Here is a 24602-nt window from a genome sequence, read left to right as displayed (position 1 = left end):
TTTGGAAATGGCAACCGCCTCAAACACCATTAGAATCAACACAGGAACATCATGAAACTCTTTAAGCGTTTTTGGGAAACGCCGGCGGCGCCTTATCATTTTCACGGCGGTTTAACGTTGCCCGCGCATAAAACCTGCTCCACACAAAATCCCGTGCAAAATCTGCCGTTAAGCGCGACTTATTGGCTTTCATTGCGACAACGTGACGGTCAATGGTTAGCGCCGTGCGTGCGCGTTGGAGAACACGTTGATGGCGGCAGTTTAATTGCCACGCCCACCACCGATGAAGGCGCCAATCTTCATGCGCCCACGTCAGGCATCATCACTGCAATTGAACCGCGCTACGATCGCCACAGCAGTAATACATTGGCGTTAACGATAACATTACAAGCTGACGGCGCCGATCATTTTTGCAAACCGCTCCCGTCTTTAGATGAACGCTTTCCGCGCGAACAATTGCGCGCACGCGTTTCTGATTGCGGTGTAGTTGGTTTAGGTGGCGCAGGTTTTCCCACCGCGCGTAAACTCGCGCTTGCCGCAAAACATTTGGTAATTAACGCTGCTGAATGCGAGCCGTATATCAGTTGCGATGATATGCAAATCCGCGAACACGCCGCGCAAATCGTCCGCGGTGCGCAATTAAGTGCTTATATTTTGTCCGTTGATTCCATTCGTTTTGGTATTGAAAACGATAAACCGCAAGCAATCGCGGCTTTAGAAAAAGCCATCGCTGACGCTGCCGATCCGCGGATTTCGTTAACCATTATTCCGGCGCGGTATCCATCGGGCAATTCGCGGCAACTTTTTGAATTATTATTTAATGTCCGCGTTAACGGCAAACATGCCCACGATCGCGGTTTTATTTGTCATAACACGGCAACGATGAAAGCCGTTTATGACGCTTTAACGCACGGTCGCCCATTATTGGAGCGTTATGTAACCGTCAGCGGCTCAGAAATTGCGCGCCCTCAAGTGTACCGCGTCCGCATCGGAACGCCGCTTACCGAATTAATCGCACAAAGCGGCGGCACAACGCCAAACAGTCGATTACTCATCGGCGGTTCCATGATGGGCGAGCCACAATTAAACACCGAAGTCGGATTAACCAAAACAACAAATTGTTTATTGTTATTGCCCGAAACCAAAGCAGAACCTACTTCCGAATGTATTCGTTGTGGACGCTGTTCCGATGCCTGTCCCATGCATTTATTGCCGCAACAATTGTATTGGTACAGCCGCCAGCAAAATAGCGCCGCGCTCAAAAATTATCGGTTATTTGATTGCATCGAATGCGGCATTTGCGCCAGCGTTTGTCCGTCTCGCCTGCCGTTAGTGGATTATTACCGCGTCAGTAAAGATCAATTGCGCACACAAGAACGCAATGAAAAAAATGCCGCGCGCGCACAAAAACGCCATCAGGCGCGGTTAACGCGTCTTGCACAACAAGCCGCTGAACGCAAACAAAAAATGCAGGAAAAACGCGCACAATTGCAAACGCATCAAGCCCAATTTGCCGCCGAAACCGCATCAGCAGAACATTTTGATCCCACGCGTATTCAAGCCGATCCCCAAAAACAAAAAATGATTGCCGAAGCCAAAGCGCGCGCTGAAGCCCGTAGAGCCGCTCGTCAATCATCAACCGCAGGAAAAAACTTATGATTCATTTTTCGCCGCGCCGCGTTCCCGTTGATTATTTTGCACCCACCACGGCTTATGTGATGTGGTCGGTGGTGCTGGCATTAATGCCGGCAATAGTGGTTTTAGTTATTTTTTCCGGCAGTCGCTGGATCGGATTGATTTTACTGGCGATTTTAAGCGCATGGTTTTTTGAAGCGCTGATTTTGCGCCTGCGCGGCAAAGCCGTATTACCGCATTTAAAAGACGGCACAGCAACGCTGACCGCTTTATTGCTGGTGTTATCATTGCCGGTAACGGTTCCGGCGTGGCTCGTCATCATCGGCGTAGGATTTGCGCTGATTTTCGCCAAACATTTATACGGCGGCATGGGCATGAATCCTTTTAATCCCGCGATGGTTGGCTTTGCTTTTTTATTGGTGAGTTTCCCCGCAGCGATGGGACAACACGCTTCATTGTCCGTGCCACCTTCAAGTTTTTGGCAAACTTTTGACACGACAACGGCTGCCACTTTATTGGATTACAGCCGACAATTACGCATCGACGACGCCTCATTGACCGCGATTACTTGGTTGCCTTCGTGGCAAAGGTTTTTCTGGTTGTTGGCAGTTGCGCTCGGCGGTTGTTATTTATTAAAAAAACGCTTATTAGACGCGCGGTTACCAATAGCCGTATTATTATCAGCGCTTCTTACTGCCACTTTATTTTGGTTTATCGATGCTGATCGTTATCTCAATCCTGCCGCGCAACTTTTTTCCGGCGCCACTTTTTTCGGCGCATGGTTTATTGCCACCGATCCCGTCACAGCCGCGGCAACGCCTTTCGGGCGCTATTTATACGGCAGCATAATTGGTGTTTTAACGGTATGCATTCGTAATTTGGGCAATTTCCCCGATGGTTTTGCTTTTGCCGTTTTATGCGCTAACGCGCTGGTTCCCGTGCTCGATTATGTTTTTCGCCCTCATTATCGTTGAGTGATTATGTTGTTATTAAATGCTTATTCTCGTTTTGCGATGCGCCGATTGGCGTTATTTGCGCTTATTTTTTTATCGCTGGTGAGCGCCGTTTTTTTTCTGCTGCAAAACCGTATCGCGCAGCAAAACGAACGCGCTTTATTGCGGCAATTTCAAGAAATTTATCCGGCAGCGGAATCGTCATTACTCAAAACCCAACAAACGCTCGATTTAGCGCATCAGCGCGTTATTTTATACACGCTGCGCGATGCGCATCATCATGATATTGCTTACTTTATTCAAGCAACTACGGCAAAAGGTTATAACGGCGAAATTACGTTGTTAATCGGTATCGATCCGAATCATCAATTGCTCGGCGTGCGTACGGTTGCGCATCGAGAAACGGCTGGCTTGGGCGATAAAATCGATCGCCGAATTTCGCCGTGGATCGAATCATTTCGCGGCAAATCGCGCCAAAATACCCGTTTTTCCTTGAAGAAAGACGGCGGCGATTTTGATGCTTTTACCGGTGCCACGATTACGCCGCGCGCCGTGGTGAATTTGGTTGATTCGGTTTTAAATGATTGGGAGACGCACAATGAACCCTGAATTAAAAAAATTGATGAAATACGGTTTATGGCACAACAATCCCGCTTTAGTGCAAATTTTGGGATTGTGTCCTTTGCTGGCGATTTCGCAAAATGTAGTTTCGGCGCTGGGTTTGGGGCTGGCAACGGTTTTTGTATTAATGCTGTCAAACGTGTTGGTTTCGCTGTCGCGGCAATTTGTGCGCCCCGAAATTCGGTTGCCGATTTTCGTTTTGTTAATCGCGTCGGCGGTGAGCGTGGTGGAATTAATCATTCAAGCGTTTGCGTTTTCGTTATATCAAGCTTTGGGCATTTATTTACCGTTAATTGTCACTAATTGCATCATGATCGGACGCGCGGAAGCTTATGCCGTAAAAAATCATTGGAAAAATGCGCTGGCAGACGGTTTTTTTATGGGTGCGGGTTTTTTATGGACGATTACTTTATTGGGCGCGCTGCGTGAATTTTTAGCGCACGGCACTTTATTTTCTCATATGGAAATTTTATTCGGCGACGGCGCGCGCGCGTGGCAAATAACGCTTTATGAAGGCGACGCGCACATTATTTTAGCGGCATTACCCGCGGGGGCGTTTTTTTGTTACGCGCTGCTTATTGCCGGAAAAAACAGTATTGATGAATGGTTAAAAAAATGAATGCTGCTGATATTGTGACTTTTTTTGAACGTTTAAAAGCGGAAAATCCGAATCCAAACAGTGAATTAGTTTATCGCAATCATTTTGAATTATTAATTGCGGTGATGCTTTCGGCGCAAGCAACTGATGCAAGCGTTAACAAAGTCACCGCCAAATTATTTCAATATGCCAACACGCCGGAAGCGTTTTTGGCATTGGGAGAAACACGCTTAAAAAACGCGATTAAATCCATTGGTTTATTTAATACCAAAGCAGCAAATATTTTAAAAACCTGCCGCATTTTAGTGGAAAAATACGGCGGCGAAGTGCCCCGTTCGCGGGAAGATTTGGAATCTTTGGCAGGCGTGGGACGCAAAACGGCAAATGTGGTTTTAAATACGGCATTTGGTGCAAAAGTTATTGCCGTTGATACGCACGTTTTCCGCGTTGCCAATCGCACGGGTCTTGCCGTGGGGAAAACGGTGGCAGCGGTGGAAGCAGGTTTAATGAAAAACGTGCCCGATGCTTATTTATTACACGCGCATCATTGGCTGATTTTGCACGGTCGTTATACCTGCCGCGCGCGAAATCCGTTATGCCAACATTGTGTTGTTGCCGATTTATGCGCCCAATTAACGCTCACGTAATGCTTGTTTCATGCGTGTGACGGGGCGAATCAAATATTCAAAAACGGTTTTCGTGCCGGTTTTAATATCAACGGTAGCGATCATGCCCGGAATAATGGGCAATTCTTCCCCGTTTTTATCCGTTAGTTTGCTGCCGTGCGTTTCCACCAAAACGCGGTAATAAGATTGATTGGCGTCTAAATTGAGTTGGCTGCGGCTGCGTTCATCTTTAAGCGTATCCGGACTCAATAACGTTACTTTTCCTTCCAAACCGCCGTAAACAGAATAATCATAAGCAGATAATTTCACGACTGCCGATTGTCCGGGGTGAATAAAAGCAACGTCTTGCGGACGAATATAAGCTTGCACTAATAACGTTTCATCAATCGGCACAATTTCCATAATTTCTTCGCCGGCATTGATAACGCCGCCAACGGTATTAATCCGAATATTATTAACGATACCGCGCACGGGCGAGCGAATTTCCGACCGCGCCACCGGATCGGCATAACGCGCCACGTTTTCCAAAGCTTGCGCTAATTCCGAATCGGTGCGCACTAAATTTTCGTTAGCTTCTTTTAAATATAACGCGCGCGCATCGTTGATTTGATTGTATAACGATTGGATTTGATTGCTGATTTCTTGCTGTTGTTGTTGCATACGCGATAATTCCAGCTGCGAGGCAACGCCGCGTTTTACCATCGCTTCCATGCGTGTGACTTGATCATTTAAAAAATCCAGCGATTTTTTCAAAAAAATAATCGATTTTTCTAAACCTTCGGTTTTTGCCTGCAGAGCATTTTTTCCGGCTTGAAACGCTGAAGTTTCGCGTTGACGAATTTCCGCTGATAAATCCGATGAAAATTGCAGCGGTTCATCATAAGCTTCACTGCGATACCGCGTCAGCATCGCCGTTAAACTTTCTACTTTTGCCTGACTTTCGCGCAATAATGCCGAACTGCGCGTATCGTCCATTTTGAGCAACGGCTGATCTTTTTCGACCAATTGCCCTTCTTTAACGTACAACGCATTTAAAATGCCGCCGTCCAAACTTTGAATCAATTGTTCGCGCGAACTGGGAATTACGGCGCCCTGCCCAACCGTCACTTCTTCTAAATCGCTGTGATACGCCCAAAATAAAAATGCGCCGACCAAAGTCATCAATAAAAAAATGCCCAGCCACAAACCCGTATGCCTTTCAACTTGCAATGCGGCGCTTAAATCATTGACGAGTTTTAAATCCTGCTGCGAAAGTTTTTCTCTTCTTGCCATCATAGATTCCTAATGCGTACTTGGTCGGTATTGAATGCGATTCTGTCCGCGCGCGGCAGGCGGAATCGGCGTGGTATCAACATAAGTTGCTTTTTTATCTTCTTGTTCGGGATTACGCCCCGAAGCGCTCAATTTAGCTAAAACGGCTTGTTTGCTGCCGTCCATCAAAACTTGACCTTGTTCCATAATTACAATTCGATCAACGAGTTGCAAAATTTGCGGACGATGCGTCACCACAATCATGGTTTTATCGCCTATCCAATCTTTTAACGCCGTTAACACCATTTGTTCGGTGGATTGATCCAAACCTGTTGTAGGTTCATCGAGCAAAACTACTGCCGGATCTTTCAACGTTAACCGCGCCAAAGCTACAATCTGCCGTTGTCCGCCGGATAATCCCGCGCCGTCTTCACCCAACGGCATATCCAAACCTTTCGGGTGACCTTGAATAACGCGGTCGAGTCCAAAACGGCGCAACGCATTGATTAAAATTTCATCGCTAAAAAAACTATCCGCCCGTGCCATATCCAAATTTTCGCGCAACGTACCCAAAAATAACCGCGGCGATTGTCCCAATAACGCCACTTTATGGCGCAAAAAATAAGGATCGATTTGCCGAATATCAACATCATCTAAAGTTACCGTGCCTTCTTGCGGTTCGTATAAACCGCAAGCGAGTTTGAGTAACGTAGATTTACCGCTGCCGATGCGTCCCAAAATCGCGACTTTTTCGCCCGCGTTAATCGTCAACGATAAATTTTCCACCACTTTTTTGCCTTCTTTTTGATACCCAAAACGGCAGCGCTCAAAAACAAGCCGCCCTTTAACGTTATCAAACGTAATATATTGCCGATCCGGCGAACGCTCAATCGGGCGCTCGGCAATGCCGTTGACGCCATTTAACGCATGGCGCGCTTGTTGAAAACGCACGGCTAATCCCGAAATTTGCCCAATCGGCGCCAGCGCGCGTCCCGACAAAATCACGCAAGCAATCAACGCGCCCATGGTAATGCGGTTGGCGATATTGTCGGCGTGGATTAAATAAGTGCCCAAAACAACTAAAACTACCGTGTTTAATTGTTGCACTGCCGCCGATAAACTGGTAACAAACATGCTGATGTTTTTCGTTTTAATGCTTGAGGCGGCAGTTTTTGCGGTGTAACCGTCCCAACGTTTTTGTGCCCAACTAAAAGCGTTATTAGCTTTTAACGTTTCCACGCCTTCAATAGCTTCCACGGCTAAACCTTGCCGCTGCGACGATTCGCGCATCGATTCGTTAATCGATTTTGATAAAGGAATTTGCGCAAATAATCCGATGACTAAAACAATTGGCATTAATGATAACGGCACAAAAGCAAGCGGCCCGGCGATGATAAACATCACCACAATAAATAAAAAGAAAAATGGTAAATCAACAAATGCCAATAAACTGGCAGACGTCATAAAATCGCGCACCGATTCGAAATCACGCAAATTGTTGGCATATGATCCCGAAGAAACCGGTTTATCAGCCAAACGTAATTGCAAAACGCGGCGAAACAGCGCCGAAGAAATAATTAAATCGGCTTTTTTGCCGGCGAGATCGGTTAAATGCGCGCGAATCAATTTGGCGACGAATTCAAAGAAAATTGCCAGCGCCACGCCAATACTCAATACCCATAACGTGGAATACGATTTATTGGGAATCACGCGGTTATAAACGTTCATCACGTATAAAGAGCTCACCAAAGCAAGCACGTTAATAATAAACGTGGCAATAATCACTTGATAATAATAATGACGAAACCGCCAAATCACGCGCCAAAACCAACCGCGCGGCAAATGATATTCCGGCAATTCAGAGCGCGTATCGGCTTCTAATTTGGGTTTAATATGCCAAATAAAGCCGAGATAATTTTTCTCTAATTCTGCTAACGCGATATTTTGTTCGCCAGTTTCGGCAAATTCGATGCGGGCAATTTGTTTGACGTGATCAATTCTTTTTAATAAAACCGCGCCGCCGTCGCGCAAAATTAATACCGCGGGTAAAGTCAGATTATGCACGCGCTTGAGCGGTTTTTTGAGTAAATGATTGTCAAAACCTTGATGCGTTAATTCTTCTGATAAGGTTTTATAATCGAAATTGCCATCAGTATCGCGCGGCGTCAAACTCGCCAAAGTCACCGCGGAAACGGGACTGCCATAAATACGCGTCAGCAAACTGATATGTTCCAGCAAAACGTGCATGCATAATCCTTAAAAAGTAATGAAAAACGATATTATCAACGATTTTGCCCGCAAAAACATAATGCGTTTTCAGGGTTTTTCCGGCAAAGTATAGCCGCCTTGCATTTCTGGCGGCGGGAAATGTTGCCAAATGTCATTGGGTGATTCGGTTTTTGATTCTTGTTCGGATTCTTGAGGAACAAATTGTTGCCAGAAAGCTTCTTCAACGGAAACGCGTTCTTTTTCCTCATGATTTTGTTGATGATTTTGCGGTGGCGCAGCATTTTGCGGCGTTTGAACGGCGCCGTCAGTTTTTGCTACTTTTTCAATTTTAACGGATTGATTTTCAGATTGTTTTTCCGATGTTTTTAAAGCATTTTGTTCGCGCACACGGATTTCCGTATGCTCGTTTACGGTTTGTATGTGCACATCAGGGTGAATATCGATTTTTTCTGATTGAGATTTGGGCGCTGATTCTTCTGCCGGTTTAGTTTCTTCCGTTTTTAAAATATTTTTATCACCAACAAAAACTTCTGCATCGCTGCTCGTTGTTTGCGGCGCTGATGCGGTATTTACCGTGGGCAATTGCGCCCAATCGCCGAGCGCGCCCACCGCGGATAAATATTCCAATTTGGCGCTCATTAAATCGTATTGCGTATTAACTTTTCCCTGCTGTGCACTTGCCAATTCGCTATACGCATCAACCACATTGAGCAAAGTACGCGCGCCGATTTTAAATTGATCTTCATAATCCACAACCACTTGCCGCAAGTCCATAATATGCCGATCAGCGATTTGCAAACGCGCCATGTCTTGTTGCATTTGAATCACTGCCATATCGGCGCGTTGTTTAATTTCATCGCTCATACGCGTAATTTTGGCGTTTGCGGCATTGATTTCGTGTTGCTTTTGCATAACGGCAGGTTGTTTTGCGGCGTTGTAAACATCTACAGACATGCTCAAATACATGCCCACATCTTTATGATTGGCTTGCGCGCGCACGTCGATATCGGGGTAATAAGCTTTTTTCGCAAATTCTAATTCTGCTTTTTTTCGCGCTAATTCTTCAAGTTGCGCTAAATAACTGGGATTTTTTTTAATATATTCCTCATTGACGGGATAACGCGTGATTAAATCGTTAAGCGCCAAATCGGTAAACGGATCATTTAGTTCCGATGCGGTAACCGCCGGTTGAACGTGGCGCGCGATACGGCGCAAACTTAATCCTAATAAACGTTCATAACTGGCAATCGAATCCTGTACGGCGATTTGTCGCGATTCCGCCTGCGTCAATTCAGAACGGCGCCCAGGATCGTATTGCGTGATAATTTTTAACTGATCGATGATGTGATTATGCAAAGCCAAATTATCGCGCGCCGCTGCCAGCAACATTTTTGCTTTCAACGCTTCCAAATAATATCCGGAAACCTCAAAAGCCCATTCCTGCGCGGCTTCATTCGTTTTTTCGCGATAATAACGCGCGTCGACCTCATCGCGTTTAACGGCGGCATCAGTTTTGCCAAAATTATAAACCGTCCATTTGGCATCAACGCGCGGCATAAAAGGATCGCTATTATCGTCCGTAGATAAAATTGATTGATCGGCAGCAATGCCGACCACGGGATAATAAGCGGCTTTTGTTTGATCAAGTACGGAATCGGCGATTTGTTCATGCGATTGCGCTTCAACAATCGCTGGATTTTTCAACACGTTATCGCGCAGAATCTGTGGCAGATCCGCCGAAAACGCAGATTGCCCGAGTATGACCCCGAGCAATCCCCAAAAAATGCCAATTCTTCCTTGACCCATTTCGAAAAATTACAATAAAGAACGACGCATATCTGTCAATACTTGACCAATAAATACGATCATTTTTGCGCCCAAAGCGCCATCGATAACGCGGTGATCGTATGACAATGACAACGGCAACATTAATCGGGGCACAAAAGCTTTGCCGTCCCAAACTGGCTGCATCATTGAACGGGAAACGCCCAAAATTGCCACTTCCGGCGCGTTGACAATCGGCGTGAAATGTTGACCGCCGATGCCGCCCAAGCTGGAAATCGTCATTGAACCGCCGGCGAAATCAGTAGGCGTCAATTTGCCGTCACGGGCTTTTTTACTCATCGCCATTAAATCAGCTGATAATTCAAAAATGCCTTTTTTATCCACATCGCGAATCACGGGCACAACCAAACCGTTCGGCGTATCGACTGCCACACCAATATTAAAATAGTGTTTTAAAATCAATTTACTGCCGTCTGGTGACAAAGAAGAATTAAAGCGCGGGAATTCTTTTAACGCCGTCGCTAACGCTTTCATTAAAAATGCCACCATGGTGACTTTTACGCCGCGTTTTTCGGCTTCGGCTTTCAAAGCCACGCGGAACGCTTCCAATTCGGTGATATCGCAGCTGTCGTGTTGCGTAACATGCGGAATATTCAACCAATTCCGTGTCATCGCTTCGCCCGTTAATACGTTAATCCGCGATAATTTTTGTTCTTCGATTTCGCCAAATTGTGAAAAATCAATTGCCGGCATTTCCGGAATACCGCGTCCACAAACCGCTGATGCTGCATTTGCTGGCGCTTTTTGGTTAACAAAGGCTTCAACGTCTTCCACCACAATGCGTTGATTGCGACCGCTGCCGGTAATTTTGCCCAAATCAACGCCCAATTCACGCGCCAGCCGCCGCACTGCAGGGCTTGCATAAGCGCGACTAAAAGCTTCTTCATCAATGGCTGCTGTTGTTTTGGGCGCAGATTCTGCTTTGCTGGCAGCCGGTTTTTCCGGTGCGGGTGCTGCTTTTTCCGCCGCCGCTGGTTTTTCTGGCGCTGGTTTTTCCGCGGCAACAGGTTCAGCTTTTGCATCGCTGCCGCTTAAAATGGCAATCACATCACCTTGCGAAACTTTATCGCCAACTTTAATTTTCACCGCTTCAACCACGCCGCCGCATTCAGCAGGAACTTCCATGGAAGCTTTATCCGATTCTAAAACTAAAACCGATTGTTCGGCTTGAATTTTATCGCCGGCTTTGATTAATACTTCAATGACATCAACATGTTCAAAATCGCCAATATCAGGCACTTTAATCTCAATACTCACTTTCAACCTCCTTAATTAGCGATACAAAGGCGCATCTAATTCCGTCATGATACCGTATTTCTTAATTGCTTCGGCAACTTTAGTTTTTTCAATCGTTCCTTCGTCGGCTAAAGATTTTAACGCGGCAATCACAACATGATAACGATCAACTTCAAAGAAGCGACGCAAATTAGCGCGCGTATCGGAACGCCCAAAGCCATCAGTACCCAACACGGTCATATTTCTGCCTTTTGGTAAATATGCACGCACTTGTTCCGGCACGGCGCGAATGTAGTCCGTAGAAACCACGATCGGTCCTTGATGATTGGCTAATTGTTGCGCGATAAACGGCAATTTTTCCGCTTCCGTTGGGTGCAAACGATTGTAACGTTCGGTTTCCATACCGTCACGCACTAAAAGCGGGAAGCTTGGGCAACTCCAAACATCGGCGCTGACGCCCCAATCTTTTAACAATTTTTCCGCTTCAATCACTTCATTTAAAATTGTGCCCGCGCCCATCAATTGCACGTGTGCTTTTTGTGGTTTTTCAGCGCTTTGCAAGCAATACATTCCTTTCAAAATTTGAGCTTCCACGCCTTCTGGCAATGCCGGTTGCGGATAGTTTTCGTTCATCAAAGTGATGTAGTAATACACATCTTCATTTTCTTGATACATTCTGCGCAAACCATCTTGCACAATCACGGCAACTTCATAACCAAAGCTTGGATCGTAAGGAATACAATTGGGCACTAATGCCGCTTGAATCATGCTGTGACCGTCTTCGTGTTGTAAACCTTCGCCGTTTAACGTTGTACGTCCAGCAGTTCCACCTAACAAAAATCCGCGGACGCGTTGATCACCTGCCGCCCACGCAAAATCCCCAAAACGTTGGAAACCAAACATTGAGTAATAAATGAAGAACGGAATCATGGGGCGATCGTGGAGACAATGCGCTGTTCCCGCAGCGATAAAGTCGCAAATGCCGCCGGCTTCATTAATGCCTTCTTGAATGATTTGACCGCTGGCATCTTCTTTGTAATACATCAATTGACCTTGATCTTGCGGCGTATATTGTTGCCCTTTTTGGTTCCAAATGCTGTATTGGCGGAACATGCCTTCCATACCAAACGTTCTCGATTCGTCCGGCACAATGGGAACGATGTATTGACCGATATTTTTATCTTTCAACAAGGTATTTAAAACGCGGACGAATGCCATCGTTGTTGAAATTTCTCGACCTTCGCCAGAACCTTTTAATACGCTTTCAAACGCCGATAATTCCGGCACTTCTAAACGTTTAAAATCTGTGCGGCGGTGCGGTAAATAGCCGTGCAATGCTTGGCGATGTTTTTGAATATATTCATATTCTGGACTGCCTGGCTCAAATTTAACGTAATTAACGTTGGCAACGTCTTCTTCGGAAATCACCAAACCGAAATGATCGCGGTAATGTTTTAATTGTTCGGTATTCATTTTTTTGGCTTGGTGCGCAATATTTTGACCCTCGCCCGCGCTGCCCATGCCGTAACCTTTAATGGTTTGCGCCAAAATCACAACCGGACGGTCGCTTTGAATTGCTTTTTGATAAGCCGCAAACACTTTTACCGGATCGTGACCACCGCGACGCAATGCCCAAATATCTTCATCGGTCATATCGCCGGCGAGTTCGCGCAATTCGGGGCTATTGAAGAAATGTTCCATAATGTAGGAACCATCTTTGGAGCGGAATGTTTGCATATCGCCATCTAAACATTCGTCCATACGTTTACGCAATAAGCCGTCTTTATCGCGGGCAAATAATTGATCCCAACCGCTGCCCCAAACCACTTTAATGACTTCCCAACCGCAGCCTTTAAATTCGGCTTCTAATTCTTGAATGATTTTGCCGTTGCCGCGCACGGGACCGTCTAAACGTTGCAAGTTGCAGTTGATAACGAAAATTAAATTATCGAGTTTTTCGTGCGCTGCTAATGATAAAGAACCGCGGGATTCGGGTTCGTCCATTTCGCCGTCGCCGCAGAAACACCAAATTTTACGATCGGATTTTTCCAATAAACCGCGTGATTCCATGTATTTCATAAACCGCGCTTGATAAATCGCCATCATCGGGCCCAGTCCCATAGAAACGGTAGGGAATTGCCAAAAATCAGGCATCAACCACGGGTGCGGATAAGAAGGAATACCTTTGCCGTCGATTTCTTGCCGGAAATTATCTAATTGTTCTTCGGTTAAACGTCCTTCCAAATAAGCGCGCGCATACATGCCCGGCGCACAATGTCCTTGGAAAAAGATCATATCGCCTAAATGCCCATCGTGACCGCGCCAAAAATGGTTTTGACCGACTTCATACAAAATCGCCGCGGAAGTAAAAGAAGCGATGTGACCGCCCACGTTCGTATGTTTATTAGCGCGTAAAACCATCGCCGCGGCATTCCAACGCATCGTGTTACGAATCACTCTTTCTAGCTTTAAATCGCCCGGATATTCGGGTTGTTCGTCTACTGGAATGGTATTGACGTAAGAAGTTGTTCCCGCTTCACCGAGAGAAACGTTGGCACGGCGTCCAACTTCGTGCAGCAGATAATTAGCCCGTTCTTGACCGTCGTGGGTGAGCACGTTATCAATTGCGGATAACCACTCTTTTGTTTCTTGCGGATCGATATCTTTTTGAAAATGATCAGCCATTCATGTACTCCTAATTAATTATTGAACAGAGAAACTGCTGAAGAAAGATATGTTTTGGAATACTCGCCCAAAAATCAATCATTTAGCGGGCGTTTGGATAAAAATTATCGTAACTTTTAACCCATAATCCTCGTAGTTTCTATCGTTTTTGATAGCTTTCAAGCTCTTTGGCGCTTTTTTTTTTGCGCAGAGTTTAAAAAATCAAAACGTGGATAAAATCATAGCATATTTTTTATACCATTAACCGCCGCGGCGCCGTTCTCTTGTCGTGCTAAATATTAAAGCAAGTTGTCGTTTATCTGATTAAAAATCAATCATATTGTTAAATAAGTATGTAATATATTATTTTGGCGTTAATATTTGACACGTTCCCGCGCCGACGCCATCATTTCCGCGATAATAATCACCGTCATGAGCGCCTCATCGGCAAAATAAAAATTTCCCGCGCCGGCAATTGCAACCACAAAGAAAACGCGTATTCTAGTGACATTTTGTCTTGTTTGCGGAGCGTATCTCATGAAAAAAATATTAGCCTTTTGCAGTTTATTAACTATTTACGCTAACGCGCAAACACCGCCGCCCCTCGATCCCGAATTCATGCCGCCTGAAGACGATATTACGCTGACTTCATTACCCGCCGAAAAAGGCGATAACCACATTCCTTTTGAAGAATTAACCAATTTTGTTGATATTTTTGACGTCATTAAGCGTTATTACGTTGAGCCCATCGATAATGGCACATTAATTGAAAACGCCATTCGCGGCATGTTGGTGCGTCTCGATCCGCATTCTACCTATATGAATGAACGGGAATATCATGATTTTATAGAAGAAAGTGAAGGCGTTTATGCCGGCGTTGGCGTCATTTTAGACGTTAAAGACGGTTCCGTGCGCGTGATTACGGCGGTAGCTGATTCGCCGGCAGCAAAAGCGGGCATTAAAACCGGCGATATTATCAGTCAAGTAGACGGTCAAAGTCTCAACGATATGAGTTCTTCCGAAATCAACCAAATTTTTAACGGCGAAGAAGGAACAGACGTCACGCTCACCATTCAACGCGATGAAACATTATTTAAAATCAAACTTACCCGCGAAATTATCTACATCACCAGCGTAAGCTCTTCTTTGTTAAACGACAATTTCGCTTATTTGCGCATCACGCAATTTCAAGAAGATACGGCGATCAATGTGGCAAAAGAAATCGAATCATTACAAGTCAAATCGCCGCTTAACGGCTTAATTCTTGATTTACGCAATAACGGCGGCGGATTGCTTGATTCAGCGGTTGAAACCGCCGATCTCTTTCTCGACCACGGCAACATCGTCAGCATTCGCGGACGCGATTATGAGGAAAAATTCGACGCGGAAGCAGGAGATTTATTAAATGGCAAACCGATCGTAGTATTAATTAATGAAGGTACGGCATCGGCATCGGAAGTATTAGCGGCGGCGTTGCAAGAAAATAACCGCGCGTTAAGCATTGGGCAAAATACTTTCGGCAAAGGATCCGTACAAACCGTTAAAACTTTATACCACGGCGGCGCCATCAAACTCACCACTTACCGCTACTACACGCCTTCCGGACAATCCATTCAAGCTACCGGCATCACGCCGCAAATCCCAATCGGCTCCCTCAAATTGCAAACCCAAAAGAAAAATATTGACGACAAAGAAAGCAATTTGCCGCGCCATCTTGAAGCCAGTAACGCAATTGCGCCTTCTCCAAAATCCAATACAGAATCGCTTGCTATGCAGGATTTTGCGCTTTATGAAGCCATCAATATTTTAACCGCCATGCAGTTAATGAATAAGTTAACGCCTGCTGCAACTGCCGCGCCAGAAAACAGTTCAAAACCCAAACCCGAACCGTCAGCCGGCACAATCAAAACTCAAAAAAATTATTGGTAAACGTTAAACCTGTTTTGGCGGTGATAAATGCGCAAACATACCGCCAAAAATTAAATCCGGTTCAATGCGATAAGTCGGACGATTGCCAAATAAAATTTGTGCATCGCCGCCGAAAGCAAAGCGTTTGAAATAATAACCACACTGCCCTTCTAACTCGTCAATAATATGATCCACGCCCGCCGGCAGCGCATGATGAATGCCGGCGCTGATGCAGCTGGCAGTATCATTGCCTAATAAATGCGGCGTCCAACGCATTGGCACCAATTTTTGCGTATTTTGCAGCAACGCATTTTCTGCCAAACGCATGCCCGGCAAAATAAATCCGCCCAAATGTCGCCCGTCGCCATCAACAGCATCTAAAGTAATTGCCGTGCCGCAACCAACCACGCATAAAGGATCGTGACACAAAGATCGCGCGCCCAACATAGCTAAATAACGATCGCTGCCGAGTTTTTCGGGTTTTTGATAAACCACCGTCAACGTATGATTGGTTTGCTTTTGTGATACAAAAATTTTTACGGTTTTATGCCAAAGTTGGCGCACAATTTCTTCAATCGTGGTGGTAATTTCCGCTTTATTAACGCTCGAAAGCGCAATTGCTTCTGGTTCCGGCAGCAAATGCCACGCACGAATCAGTTTCATTTGCCAATCTTGTTTATAAGAAACGGCTTCGATCGTGCTGGGTACTTTATTGCCGTACAACCATTTAATTCGAGAATTGCCCACATCAATTAAGAGATACATTGTTGAATCCGAGTATTGGTAAAAAAATGAATATGTTGCTGCTCATCTTTGGCAATGAGCCGTCCTTTTTGATCAATGCCTAACAAACGAAACGCCTGCGGTTCATTTTCTAACCGGCAGATTTTATGGATAAAAAAATCATAATCCGCCCAACGATGCGCCGCCGGTAAATAAGGTTTTTGTTGCCACAACGTCAGCATCGCAAATAATTTGTCTAATAATTGTTCATAAAAATCACCCGCGAGCCGACAATAATCCGCAAGATAAGCGTAATGCGCGGGACAATCCGCTTGCCGCACGATATTAAGCCCCACACCGATAACGGCATCACAACCTGCCGCGCGCGGAATTAAATCGATCAAAATGCCGCCGCATTTGCGGTTTTCAATAAATAAATCATTGGGCCATTTGAGTTTGATGGGACAATGATTTGCCGCTAAAAATTCGGCAATGGTCAGCGCCGTGATTTGTGCTAATCCTAATTGCAGCGCAGAGGGCAATGAAAAAGGATAACGAATTGAAAAATATAATTGCCCTTCCGGCGAATGCCAAACGGCATTACGTTGACCAACGCCGGCGGTTTGCGCCCCCGCGCGGCAAACAATCGGCGAAATAGTAGGCGGATGATTGAGTAGAAACTGTTGAGTTGAAGGCAATTGCGCAAAATAATACGCATGCCAATACGACTGAATCCGTCCCACTTTATCGTTCCTTGCAATGATAAAATCGCGCATTTTAATGTGAACAAAGAGGATTGCAACATGTCAAAAACGCGCATTGAGATTTCTCCATCGATTTTAGCGGCTGATTGCGCGCGTTTGGGCGAAGAAGTGGCGCAAGTTTTAGCTGCTGGTGCCGATAGTATTCATTTTGATGTGATGGACAACCATTATGTGCCGAATTTAACGTTTGGCGCGCCGATTTGTCAGGCATTACGCAATTACGGCATCAGCGCTGCAATTGACGTCCATTTGATGGCGCAACCGGTTGACGCTTTAATCAACGCTTTTGCACAAGCCGGCGCCACCTCAATCACCATTCACCCAGAAACCACGTTGCATTTAAACCGTTCTTTGCAATTAATCCGCGATTTAGGATTAAAAGCAGGATTAGCGCTCAATCCTGCCACGGGAATATCTTGTTTGGAATACGTTTTAGATCAATTGGATATCATTTTAATCATGACGGTAAATCCCGGTTTTGGCGGTCAAAATTTTCTGCCGGTTATTCTTGACAAAATTCGCGCCGTTCGCCAAAAACTCGCAGATTTCAAACCCCCAATTCGTTTAGCCGTTGATGGTGGCATTAATCAGCAAACAATTGCCGCTGCTGCCGCCGCCGGCGCTGATACGTTTATCGCCGGCTCTGCCATTTTTCACGCGCCCGATTATCAAAACATCATGCAACAATTACGCGATACGGCAACCCGCGCGTTTTGTCAGCCAAGATAAAAAATAATGCCGTTGATATCGTATTTTTGCCGCGCAAAATTGCCGCTAAAAACGTTTTATTATTGAGGAATATCATTATGTTATCTTCTTTTATTTCCCTGATCTTTTTTTCATTTTTTATCGCGCAAATTTCAAATCCAGCAACCATTTCTCATTCGGAAAAAACGCCGCCGAATGAAACGCATCGCGCCGCACCAAATGCGTCATTAAACGATTTTCCTCAAGCGCAGCGCACGTGGGGCGAAGTATTAAATCCGCAGCATCTCGTGCCTGAAACGGGTTTTTATGCGTTTTATATTAATGCGCAAGAACCCAATAAAGTCGTTTTTCAAGAACATGTTGACGCCATCGCCATCAATTATGCCTACCAAGATTTTCATCAAATTCCTTCCGAACAATTCGGCGCTTATTGGGTGGGTAAAATAACGATTCCTCAATCGGGTTTATATCGCGTGTATCTCGATCAAAGTTGGGCACAATCGCGCGTGATGCTGAATAAACGCGTCATTATTTCTGAACATTCTTCTGATAAAGCCAACAGTCAAACTGAAAACACATTATTTTTAACCGCCGGCGATTACACATTAGAAGTTGAACACCTCAATCATTGGCATACCACTTCTTTTCAACTTTCTTTAGCGCCGCTGATGATGGAATACGCGCCCGAAGCATTAGCAGATTTATTAGTAAAACAAAAAATTCCTGAAAAAACGGTGATTTATGCTGTTGGCATTTATGAAAGCGCGCACCAAGATAATCGCGTTTTTTTAACGATTGCCGATAATGCGCCGCCTTATGTTTTATTGTTAAGCAGTTATCGCGCGGTACGCTGGCATATTGCCGGTAAACAACCCGAAATGGTGATTTATAACCGCGCGAGCGCCGGCTCCAAAGTTGAAAATTTTCCGCCGGAAAAAGTTTTTACGTGGCGCGGCTTCATCGATGACGATTTAGGCGAAAATACGCGCGCGCACTGCAATTGTGCTGGCGGACAATTTTATTGCGAGGACACTTCCTCGCTGCGAACATTTGCGGAAAACGTTTTACAGTGGACGAAATTACCGCTTGCCGGTATCAGCGGTGAATATTATGCAGAAAACATAAAAGTACCCAATCGACGCATTACGGCGGAAACGTTTGCCGAAGATGTGCAAAAACAACGCGATTGGGCAGAACAAAAACGCCGTTGCCAGCAAAAAACGCCGCGTTCATTTGAAGACTTTATGCCGCAGAATTAAACAACGTGGCGGCTCTATGCTATCGTCGCTTTATTTTTTACGGGGAATTTCATCATGTCATCACTAAATAATGCGCATATTGAAAGTTTTGATCAGTACGGCGCACACTTTTGGGACGAAAATGGCGCGTATCGCACTTTGCACCATATTAATCCCGTGCGCGTGGATTTTATTAAACAATTCATCAAGTTAAATCAAAAAACGATTTTAGATATTGGCTGTGGTGGCGGTTTATTAAGCGAAGCTTTGGCGCGTGAAGGCGCGCAAGTGTTTGGCATTGATTTAAGTTCAAGCATGATTGCCGCCGCCGAACATCATCTTTCTGGACAAAATCTGGCGATTAATTACCGGCAAATCAGCAGCCACGATTGTTGCGCGCAAAATGAACAATACGATCACATCGTATGCATGGAAATGCTGGAACACGTTGCCAATCCGGCGGCGATTCTGCGCGATATTTATGCACTGTTGCGTCCGAATGGTTTTGCTTTTTTATCAACGGTTAACCGCAATAAACGCGCGTTTTTTAAAATGATTGTTTTAGCGGAATATCTCACAAAACTGGTGCCGCGCGGAACGCATCATTACGCGGATTTTATCCGTCCGCACGAACTCGTCACCATGGCAGAACGCGCCGGATTATCCGCCGTCGCATTAAGCGGTATGACTTATCATCCGCTGCGCAAAAGCGCGCATTTAAGCCGTCATCTCAACACTCATTATTTACTTGCTGTTCAAAAAAAATCATGAAAACAATGCCTTTTGCCGCCGTCCTTTTTGATTTAGACGGCACATTATTTGACACCGCCGGCGATTTAGTTCCCGCCGTTACTCATACACTCACAACGCACGGTTATCATTGCGCGCCCGCCGCGGTTATCCGCGAACATATTTCTGGCGGCAGCAAAGCGATGTTACAAGCCGCGGCTCAAATACCCATCGATGCCGAAACGATGAATTTGTTGTTACCAACTTTTTCTCAATATTATCAATCTAATATCGCTAACCACAGCGCACTATTTTCTGGAATGGACGCGGTTTTAAAGCGTTTAGAAACCGAAAAAATTCATTGGGGCATTGTGACGAATAAATTTCAACGTTTTGCGCAAGCTTTTGTTAAAGCAACGCAAATGGATAAACGATTATCTGTGCTCGTTTGCGGCGATACGCTGCCACGCGCAAAACCGCACCCCGATCCGTTGTTTTATGCTTGCCAACAATTAGACGTGGCGCCGCAGGATTGCGTTTATATTGGCGACAGCGCGAATGATATGCGCGCCGGAAAAGCTGCTGGCATGTATACCATCGCCTGCCGTTATGGTTATCTCGCCGCCGATGCCGACCCGAAAACGTGGCAAGCCGATGCAATTATTGATGCGCCGCAAGATTTATATGATCTTTTGTGGACAGCGGCGCGTTAAAACGTCAACGAAAAAGAGGAAAAAATGACGAGCATTCATTGGATTAATAACGGCGAGAATGTTTTAGCGCTGGAAGCCGCTGCTATTGCCGCACAACGGTTAACTGATGATTTTGGGCGCGCCTGCGAAACGCTGATGAAAACGCGCGGGCACGTTATCGTGAGTGGCATGGGAAAATCAGGACACATCGCGGCAAAATTAGCGGCAACTTTTGCCAGCACGGGCACACCGGCGTTTTTTGTGCACCCGTCAGAAGCGGGTCATGGTGATTTAGGCATGATTACCGCCGCTGACACGTTGCTGATGTTGTCATTTTCTGGGGAAAGCGGTGAATTGTTGGCGATGCTGCCAGCGTTAAAAACGTTAGCCGTGCCCGTGATTGCGATGACGGGCAATCCGCAATCGCATCTCGCGCAAAACGCGGATATTCATATCCCAATTCATATTGAACGCGAAGCCTGTCCATTAAATTTGGCGCCGACGGCAAGCACAACGGCAATGCTCGCCGTTGGCGATGCTTTGGCAATCAGTTTGATGCAGGCACGGGATTTTAATGATGAGGATTTTGCCCGTTCGCACCCGTTTGGACGTTTGGGACGGCGGTTGACGATTAAAGTTGCCGATATCATGCGCCCTTTTGCGCAATTGCCGTTAAATCTGCCCACGGATAGCGTGCAAACGGCATTATTTCAAATTACCGATAAACGTTTGGGTATGACGTTGATCGCGCAGGAAAAAAAATTGCTCGGTATTTATACCGACGGCGATTTACGCCGCACGCTCGGCGCTTTTAGCAATGCGCTTCATTTGCCGCTGGAGCACGTGATGACGAAAAATCCTAAAACCATCACGGAACATTGTCTTGCCGCAGAAGCATTGCATTTGATGCAGCAACAGCAAATTACGGTTTTGCCGGTTTTAACGATTGAGCAGCAATTATGCGGCGCCGTGCATATTCATGATTTGATTGCCGCGGGCGTGGCATGATGAAGCGACGCGTTTATCAACGCTGGCAAATGTTGTGTTCGTTTTTGCTGGTGATGATTTTGTTGCCGTATTTCAAAAAAAATACGGTGGAATTGGAGGAGTCCGCGCTTTCCGAACGCACGATTCCCGTTGTTTCTTTGGAAGATGTTACGGCTTTTCGTTATAACGCTGACGGCGAAAAGGAAGTGATGCTATCGAGCGAGCGCGCGGCTTATTACGCCGATACGCAAGAAACGGTTTATGAGCGTCCGCAGTTGCAGCATTATCCAGAAAAAATGGATTTAACTGCACAAACGGCAACGGATTTTCAAGGTCAATATCTTGTTTTAAAAGGAGAAGTTGTTGCAACGCGGCGCGGTGAGCAAAATCATGATGATTTGCGTTTGGAAAGCGATGAAATGGAATATGTTTACCGCGAGCACTACGTTGATATTCCCCGCGCGCTGGTTCTGAAAACGCCAAATAGCATAACTCATGCCATTGGTGCAAGATGGCATTTAAATCAAAACTTATTTATACTCAATAAAAATATTCGGAGTCATTATGCGCCTCATTTTTCTCGTGCTGATGCTGTGGATAATGCCCATTTACGCACAAAATAAAATTCAAGATGAAATCAGCCTTTCTGCCGATCAGGGCGAATATGATGCGGAAAAAGGAATAGCGACGTATACGGGGCACGTTGCCATCGCACAAGCCAATATGAAGTTGACCGGCGATAAAGTCGTGGTTCATTTTGATAAAGGCGCCGTGACGAAAATTGAAGCTTGGGGACGCCGTGTAACGTTTCATTATCAACCCAATAATGAACCGGCGATTACGGGGCAAGGTGATTTTATGGTTTACGTCATTCATACGGCAACGGTTGAAATTGAAGGTGATGCCAGCGTGATGCAAGGCGACAATGAAACCAAAGCCGAACGCTTAACATATCAACTCAAACAGCAACGTTTACGCGGAAAACGCATTCAAATGACCTTAAATCCAAAAACAAAATGAGTGGTTTAGAAGTTGTACAAATTCAAAAGCGTTACGGCGATCGCGTTATTTTGCGTGATTTTTCTTTGACGGTGCAGCCGGCGCAAGTGGTGGGATTATTGGGCCCAAACGGCGCCGGTAAAACCACGGGATTTTATATGATCGTGGGACTGATTCCGGTTGATGCCGGAACAATTACGCTTAACGAACAAAATATTACGCATTTACCCATTCATCAACGCGCGCGGTTAGGATTATCGTATTTGCCGCAGGAAGCCAGCGTTTTTCGTCGTTTATCGGTGGAAGATAATATTTTGGCAATTTTGGAATTAGCCACTCGTTTAGACCGCAAAGCGCGGCGAGAAAAAGCGCAGCAATTAATGGCAGAACTCGGCATTACGCATTTGGCAAATACTTTGGGCATTGCCTTATCCGGCGGCGAGCGCCGAAGATGCGAAATTGCGCGCGCGCTGGCAACGGAACCGCAATTTATTTTGCTTGATGAACCCTTTGCCGGCGTCGATCCGATTGCCGTTTCTGATATTCGGCACATTATTCAACATTTAACCAAACGTAATATTGGCGTGCTCATTACCGATCATAATGTGCGCGAAACGTTAAAAAGTTGTGATCATTCTTATATTTTAAGCGAGGGACGCATTATTGCGCACGGAACGCCAGCAGAAATTGTTGCCAATGAAGCGGCGCGCCGTGCCTATTTGGGCGATGATTTTTATTTAGAGAAATAAAATGAATAAGCAAGCGCAAAATCTCAATATCAATCTCAAACAACAGTTATCGCTGACGCCGCAACTTCAGCAGGCTATTAAAATTTTGAATATGAATCAGCAGGATTTGCAAGTAGAAATCGCGCAAATGTTGACGCAAAATTTTATGCTTGAACTCGATGATCATTTGCAAATGCAGCGCGTTGATAGTGAAGAAGAACCGCCCAAAGAAGGATTGCTTGACGAATTAAACGCCGAACTGGAATACGATTGTGATTGGGAGGAAGTTTACGATTCGGATTGGCACGATCACGCGCCATATCGTGAACAAGAAATTGATTTTGATGCGATTATTGAGGCGCGTCCGGCGCTGTTGCCGTATTTGCGCGAACAATTGCAACAAATGCCGTTATCGCCAGAAGTTTTGGGCGCGGCGGAAGCGTTTATCAGTCATTTAGATGAAGATGGTTATTTGCGCGAAAAATGCGCGGATTTGGCGCAGCAATATCGCATCAAAATGCCGGTGGCAGAAGCGGCAATACAAGCGATTAAAAATTGTCAACCCAGCGGCGTGGGCGCTTTTGATTTGGAAGATTGTTTAAATTTGCAAATTGCGTTATTGCCCGAAAATACGCCTTATTTATCGGTTTTAAAACGCATTATGACGCGGCATTTTTTATTTATCGGCAAAAATCCGCAGTTGATTTGTAACCGTTTGGATTTAAACGAATCTGATTATGAACAAGCGGTTTTATTGTTAAAGACCTTAAATCCCCGTCCGGCGCAAGAATTCGCGCATGAACACGGTCAATATATCCGCCCAGAAGTGATCGTACGCGAAAAAGGCGGCATCAGTTTTATTGAAACCGATGAACACATTCAACCGCTGCTGCGCATTAATGCCGAATATGCCAAACTGACTCAATCCGCCGTCGATCAGGATAAAGTGTTATTACAAGCGCAACTCAATGAAGCGCGTTGGTTTATTAATGCCATTGATAAACGCGCCGATACCATTCAACGCGTAGCGAGCGTGATTGTGGCACTGCAACAAGATTTTTTCCAAGAAGGCGAAAAAGCGATGCAACCGTTGACGCGGCAAAAAGTCGCGGAATTGTTAAATGTGCATGAAAGTACGGTTAGCCGCGCGGTTAATGGTAAATATTTGATGTGTAAACGCGGCATTTTCGAATTGCGTTATTTTTTCTCCAGTCAATTGGAAACAACCGACGGCGAGGAACAATCATCAACGGCGGTAAAAGCGGTCATCAGCGAAATTGTTCGGCAAGAAGATCCCAAAAAACCGTTATCCGATCAAAAAATTGCGGATATTTTGTTGAAAAAAGGATACAAAATCGCGCGGCGCACCGCGGCAAAATATCGCGAAGAATTAGGCATTGCTACTTCAACGATGCGCCGCGAGCGTTCATAAATCATAAATACAAAAAAGTGGCGGTGAAAAAACGCC

Annotated in this window: 22 protein-coding genes; 15 read left to right on the top strand and 7 right to left on the bottom strand. The window is 45.5% G+C overall.

What is annotated here, in order from left to right; genetic code table 11:
- Positions 1-51: 51 nt before the first annotated feature.
- From rsxC to nth, 5 genes are read left to right on the top strand one after another with little or no spacing between them, the layout of a single operon-like run.
- Positions 52-1659, top strand: coding sequence for an electron transport complex subunit RsxC (rsxC, locus tag AKG33_RS00730; RefSeq protein WP_012030887.1), 1608 nt, complete (start codon positions 52-54; stop codon positions 1657-1659).
- Positions 1656-2609 carry an RnfABCDGE type electron transport complex subunit D gene (locus AKG33_RS00725; protein ID WP_012030886.1) on the top strand — a complete coding sequence of 318 codons (954 nt, stop codon included), beginning with the start codon at positions 1656-1658 and terminating at the stop codon, positions 2607-2609. The genes rsxC and AKG33_RS00725 overlap by 4 nt, the downstream gene beginning before the upstream one ends.
- A 6-nt stretch (positions 2610-2615) precedes the next feature.
- Complete coding sequence (locus AKG33_RS00720) at positions 2616-3197, top strand: RnfABCDGE type electron transport complex subunit G (RefSeq protein ID WP_152907702.1); 582 nt, start codon at positions 2616-2618, stop codon at positions 3195-3197.
- Complete coding sequence (locus AKG33_RS00715) at positions 3187-3828, top strand: electron transport complex subunit E (RefSeq protein ID WP_012030884.1); 642 nt, start codon at positions 3187-3189, stop codon at positions 3826-3828. The genes AKG33_RS00720 and AKG33_RS00715 overlap by 11 nt, the downstream gene beginning before the upstream one ends.
- On the top strand, positions 3825-4454 hold the full coding sequence (nth, locus tag AKG33_RS00710) for an endonuclease III (RefSeq protein WP_050707775.1): 630 nt from the start codon (positions 3825-3827) through the stop codon (positions 4452-4454). The genes AKG33_RS00715 and nth overlap by 4 nt, the downstream gene beginning before the upstream one ends.
- Here the strand turns inward: nth and AKG33_RS00705 are convergent.
- The 5 genes from AKG33_RS00705 to aceE all read right to left on the bottom strand — a co-directional run bounded on the left by AKG33_RS00705 (position 4440) and on the right by aceE (position 13679).
- Positions 4440-5705, bottom strand: a complete 1266-nt coding sequence (locus AKG33_RS00705) for an HlyD family type I secretion periplasmic adaptor subunit (protein WP_012030882.1) — start codon at positions 5703-5705, stop codon at positions 4440-4442. The two genes, nth and AKG33_RS00705, sit on opposite strands and share 15 nt — an antisense overlap.
- 9 nt (positions 5706-5714) lie before the next feature.
- Positions 5715-7931, bottom strand: a complete 2217-nt coding sequence (locus tag AKG33_RS00700) for a type I secretion system permease/ATPase (protein WP_012030881.1) — start codon at positions 7929-7931, stop codon at positions 5715-5717.
- Positions 7932-8000: 69 nt separating this feature from the next.
- Positions 8001-9719 carry a TolC family protein gene (locus AKG33_RS00695; protein ID WP_119185474.1) on the bottom strand — a complete coding sequence of 573 codons (1719 nt, stop codon included), beginning with the start codon at positions 9717-9719 and terminating at the stop codon, positions 8001-8003.
- A gap of 9 nt (positions 9720-9728) precedes the next feature.
- Positions 9729-11021, bottom strand: coding sequence for a dihydrolipoyllysine-residue acetyltransferase (gene aceF / locus AKG33_RS00690; protein WP_407712501.1), 1293 nt, complete (start codon positions 11019-11021; stop codon positions 9729-9731).
- A gap of 9 nt (positions 11022-11030) precedes the next feature.
- A complete protein-coding gene (gene aceE / locus AKG33_RS00685) occupies positions 11031-13679 on the bottom strand; it encodes a pyruvate dehydrogenase (acetyl-transferring), homodimeric type (RefSeq protein ID WP_050707772.1) in 2649 nt (882 codons plus the stop codon).
- Positions 13680-14195: 516 nt separating this feature from the next.
- Here aceE and AKG33_RS00680 point away from each other — a divergent pair.
- On the top strand, positions 14196-15587 hold the full coding sequence (locus tag AKG33_RS00680; RefSeq protein ID WP_233433963.1) for a S41 family peptidase: 1392 nt from the start codon (positions 14196-14198) through the stop codon (positions 15585-15587).
- 3 nt (positions 15588-15590) lie between these two features.
- Here the strand turns inward: AKG33_RS00680 and AKG33_RS00675 are convergent, their stop codons facing one another.
- Together AKG33_RS00675 and AKG33_RS00670 are read right to left on the bottom strand one after the other, a co-directional pair.
- Positions 15591-16331, bottom strand: coding sequence for a type III pantothenate kinase (locus AKG33_RS00675; RefSeq protein WP_012030876.1), 741 nt, complete (start codon positions 16329-16331; stop codon positions 15591-15593).
- On the bottom strand, positions 16319-17065 hold the full coding sequence (locus AKG33_RS00670; RefSeq protein WP_082203944.1) for a biotin--[acetyl-CoA-carboxylase] ligase: 747 nt from the start codon (positions 17063-17065) through the stop codon (positions 16319-16321). Before AKG33_RS00670 ends, AKG33_RS00675 begins: the two co-directional genes overlap by 13 nt.
- A gap of 27 nt (positions 17066-17092) precedes the next feature.
- On the opposite strand from AKG33_RS00670, the gene rpe reads away from it, so the two are divergent.
- The 9 genes from rpe to rpoN all read left to right on the top strand — a co-directional run bounded on the left by rpe (position 17093) and on the right by rpoN (position 24566).
- Complete coding sequence (gene rpe, locus AKG33_RS00665; RefSeq protein WP_012030874.1) at positions 17093-17782, top strand: ribulose-phosphate 3-epimerase; 690 nt, start codon at positions 17093-17095, stop codon at positions 17780-17782.
- Between the two features lie 77 nt (positions 17783-17859).
- A complete protein-coding gene (locus AKG33_RS00660; protein ID WP_012030873.1) occupies positions 17860-19020 on the top strand; it encodes a PA14 domain-containing protein in 1161 nt (386 codons plus the stop codon).
- 54 nt (positions 19021-19074) lie between these two features.
- Positions 19075-19770, top strand: coding sequence for a bifunctional 2-polyprenyl-6-hydroxyphenol methylase/3-demethylubiquinol 3-O-methyltransferase UbiG (gene ubiG, locus AKG33_RS00655; protein ID WP_012030872.1), 696 nt, complete (start codon positions 19075-19077; stop codon positions 19768-19770).
- Positions 19767-20441: an HAD family hydrolase gene (locus AKG33_RS00650; RefSeq protein ID WP_012030871.1), complete on the top strand. Its 675-nt coding sequence runs from the start codon at positions 19767-19769 to the stop codon at positions 20439-20441. Before ubiG ends, AKG33_RS00650 begins: the two co-directional genes overlap by 4 nt.
- Before the next feature lie 24 nt (positions 20442-20465).
- Positions 20466-21428, top strand: a complete 963-nt coding sequence (locus tag AKG33_RS00645) for a KpsF/GutQ family sugar-phosphate isomerase (protein WP_012030870.1) — start codon at positions 20466-20468, stop codon at positions 21426-21428.
- The gene (gene lptC, locus AKG33_RS00640) at positions 21425-22030 is read left to right on the top strand and encodes an LPS export ABC transporter periplasmic protein LptC (RefSeq protein ID WP_081423585.1); all 606 of its coding nucleotides are present in this window, start codon (positions 21425-21427) and stop codon (positions 22028-22030) included. Before AKG33_RS00645 ends, lptC begins: the two co-directional genes overlap by 4 nt.
- A complete protein-coding gene (gene lptA, locus AKG33_RS00635; protein WP_041729455.1) occupies positions 22008-22427 on the top strand; it encodes a lipopolysaccharide transport periplasmic protein LptA in 420 nt (139 codons plus the stop codon). Before lptC ends, lptA begins: the two co-directional genes overlap by 23 nt.
- Complete coding sequence (gene lptB / locus AKG33_RS00630; protein WP_012030867.1) at positions 22424-23155, top strand: LPS export ABC transporter ATP-binding protein; 732 nt, start codon at positions 22424-22426, stop codon at positions 23153-23155. The genes lptA and lptB overlap by 4 nt, the downstream gene beginning before the upstream one ends.
- A gap of 1 nt (position 23156) precedes the next feature.
- Entirely contained in the window at positions 23157-24566 is a 1410-nt protein-coding gene (gene rpoN / locus AKG33_RS00625; protein ID WP_012030866.1) for an RNA polymerase factor sigma-54, read from the top strand.
- Positions 24567-24602: the final 36 nt, after the last annotated feature.

Origin of the sequence: Dichelobacter nodosus (genome assembly GCF_001263335.1) — a bacterium.
GTDB lineage: Bacteria > Pseudomonadota > Gammaproteobacteria > Cardiobacteriales > Cardiobacteriaceae > Dichelobacter > Dichelobacter nodosus.
This window is presented reverse-complemented; position numbering and strand designations above follow the sequence as displayed.

Bases quoted from the DNA above. Each gene is read 5' to 3' on its own strand.
- rsxC (WP_012030887.1), top strand. From the start codon at position 52: ATGAAACTCTTTAAGCGTTTTTGGGAAACGCCGGCGGCGCCTTATCAT.
- AKG33_RS00725 (WP_012030886.1), top strand. From the start codon at position 1,656: ATGATTCATTTTTCGCCGCGCCGCGTTCCCGTTGATTATTTTGCACCC.
- AKG33_RS00720 (WP_152907702.1), top strand. From the start codon at position 2,616: ATGTTGTTATTAAATGCTTATTCTCGTTTTGCGATGCGCCGATTGGCG.
- AKG33_RS00715 (WP_012030884.1), top strand. From the start codon at position 3,187: ATGAACCCTGAATTAAAAAAATTGATGAAATACGGTTTATGGCACAAC.
- nth (WP_050707775.1), top strand. From the start codon at position 3,825: ATGAATGCTGCTGATATTGTGACTTTTTTTGAACGTTTAAAAGCGGAA.
- AKG33_RS00705 (WP_012030882.1), bottom strand. From the start codon at position 5,705: ATGGCAAGAAGAGAAAAACTTTCGCAGCAGGATTTAAAACTCGTCAAT.
- AKG33_RS00700 (WP_012030881.1), bottom strand. From the start codon at position 7,931: ATGCACGTTTTGCTGGAACATATCAGTTTGCTGACGCGTATTTATGGC.
- AKG33_RS00695 (WP_119185474.1), bottom strand. From the start codon at position 9,719: ATGGGTCAAGGAAGAATTGGCATTTTTTGGGGATTGCTCGGGGTCATA.
- aceE (WP_050707772.1), bottom strand. From the start codon at position 13,679: ATGGCTGATCATTTTCAAAAAGATATCGATCCGCAAGAAACAAAAGAG.
- AKG33_RS00680 (WP_233433963.1), top strand. From the start codon at position 14,196: ATGAAAAAAATATTAGCCTTTTGCAGTTTATTAACTATTTACGCTAAC.
- AKG33_RS00675 (WP_012030876.1), bottom strand. From the start codon at position 16,331: ATGTATCTCTTAATTGATGTGGGCAATTCTCGAATTAAATGGTTGTAC.
- AKG33_RS00670 (WP_082203944.1), bottom strand. From the start codon at position 17,065: ATGCGCGATTTTATCATTGCAAGGAACGATAAAGTGGGACGGATTCAG.
- rpe (WP_012030874.1), top strand. From the start codon at position 17,093: ATGTCAAAAACGCGCATTGAGATTTCTCCATCGATTTTAGCGGCTGAT.
- AKG33_RS00660 (WP_012030873.1), top strand. From the start codon at position 17,860: ATGTTATCTTCTTTTATTTCCCTGATCTTTTTTTCATTTTTTATCGCG.
- ubiG (WP_012030872.1), top strand. From the start codon at position 19,075: ATGTCATCACTAAATAATGCGCATATTGAAAGTTTTGATCAGTACGGC.
- AKG33_RS00650 (WP_012030871.1), top strand. From the start codon at position 19,767: ATGAAAACAATGCCTTTTGCCGCCGTCCTTTTTGATTTAGACGGCACA.
- AKG33_RS00645 (WP_012030870.1), top strand. From the start codon at position 20,466: ATGACGAGCATTCATTGGATTAATAACGGCGAGAATGTTTTAGCGCTG.
- lptC (WP_081423585.1), top strand. From the start codon at position 21,425: ATGATGAAGCGACGCGTTTATCAACGCTGGCAAATGTTGTGTTCGTTT.
- lptA (WP_041729455.1), top strand. From the start codon at position 22,008: ATGCCCATTTACGCACAAAATAAAATTCAAGATGAAATCAGCCTTTCT.
- lptB (WP_012030867.1), top strand. From the start codon at position 22,424: ATGAGTGGTTTAGAAGTTGTACAAATTCAAAAGCGTTACGGCGATCGC.
- rpoN (WP_012030866.1), top strand. From the start codon at position 23,157: ATGAATAAGCAAGCGCAAAATCTCAATATCAATCTCAAACAACAGTTA.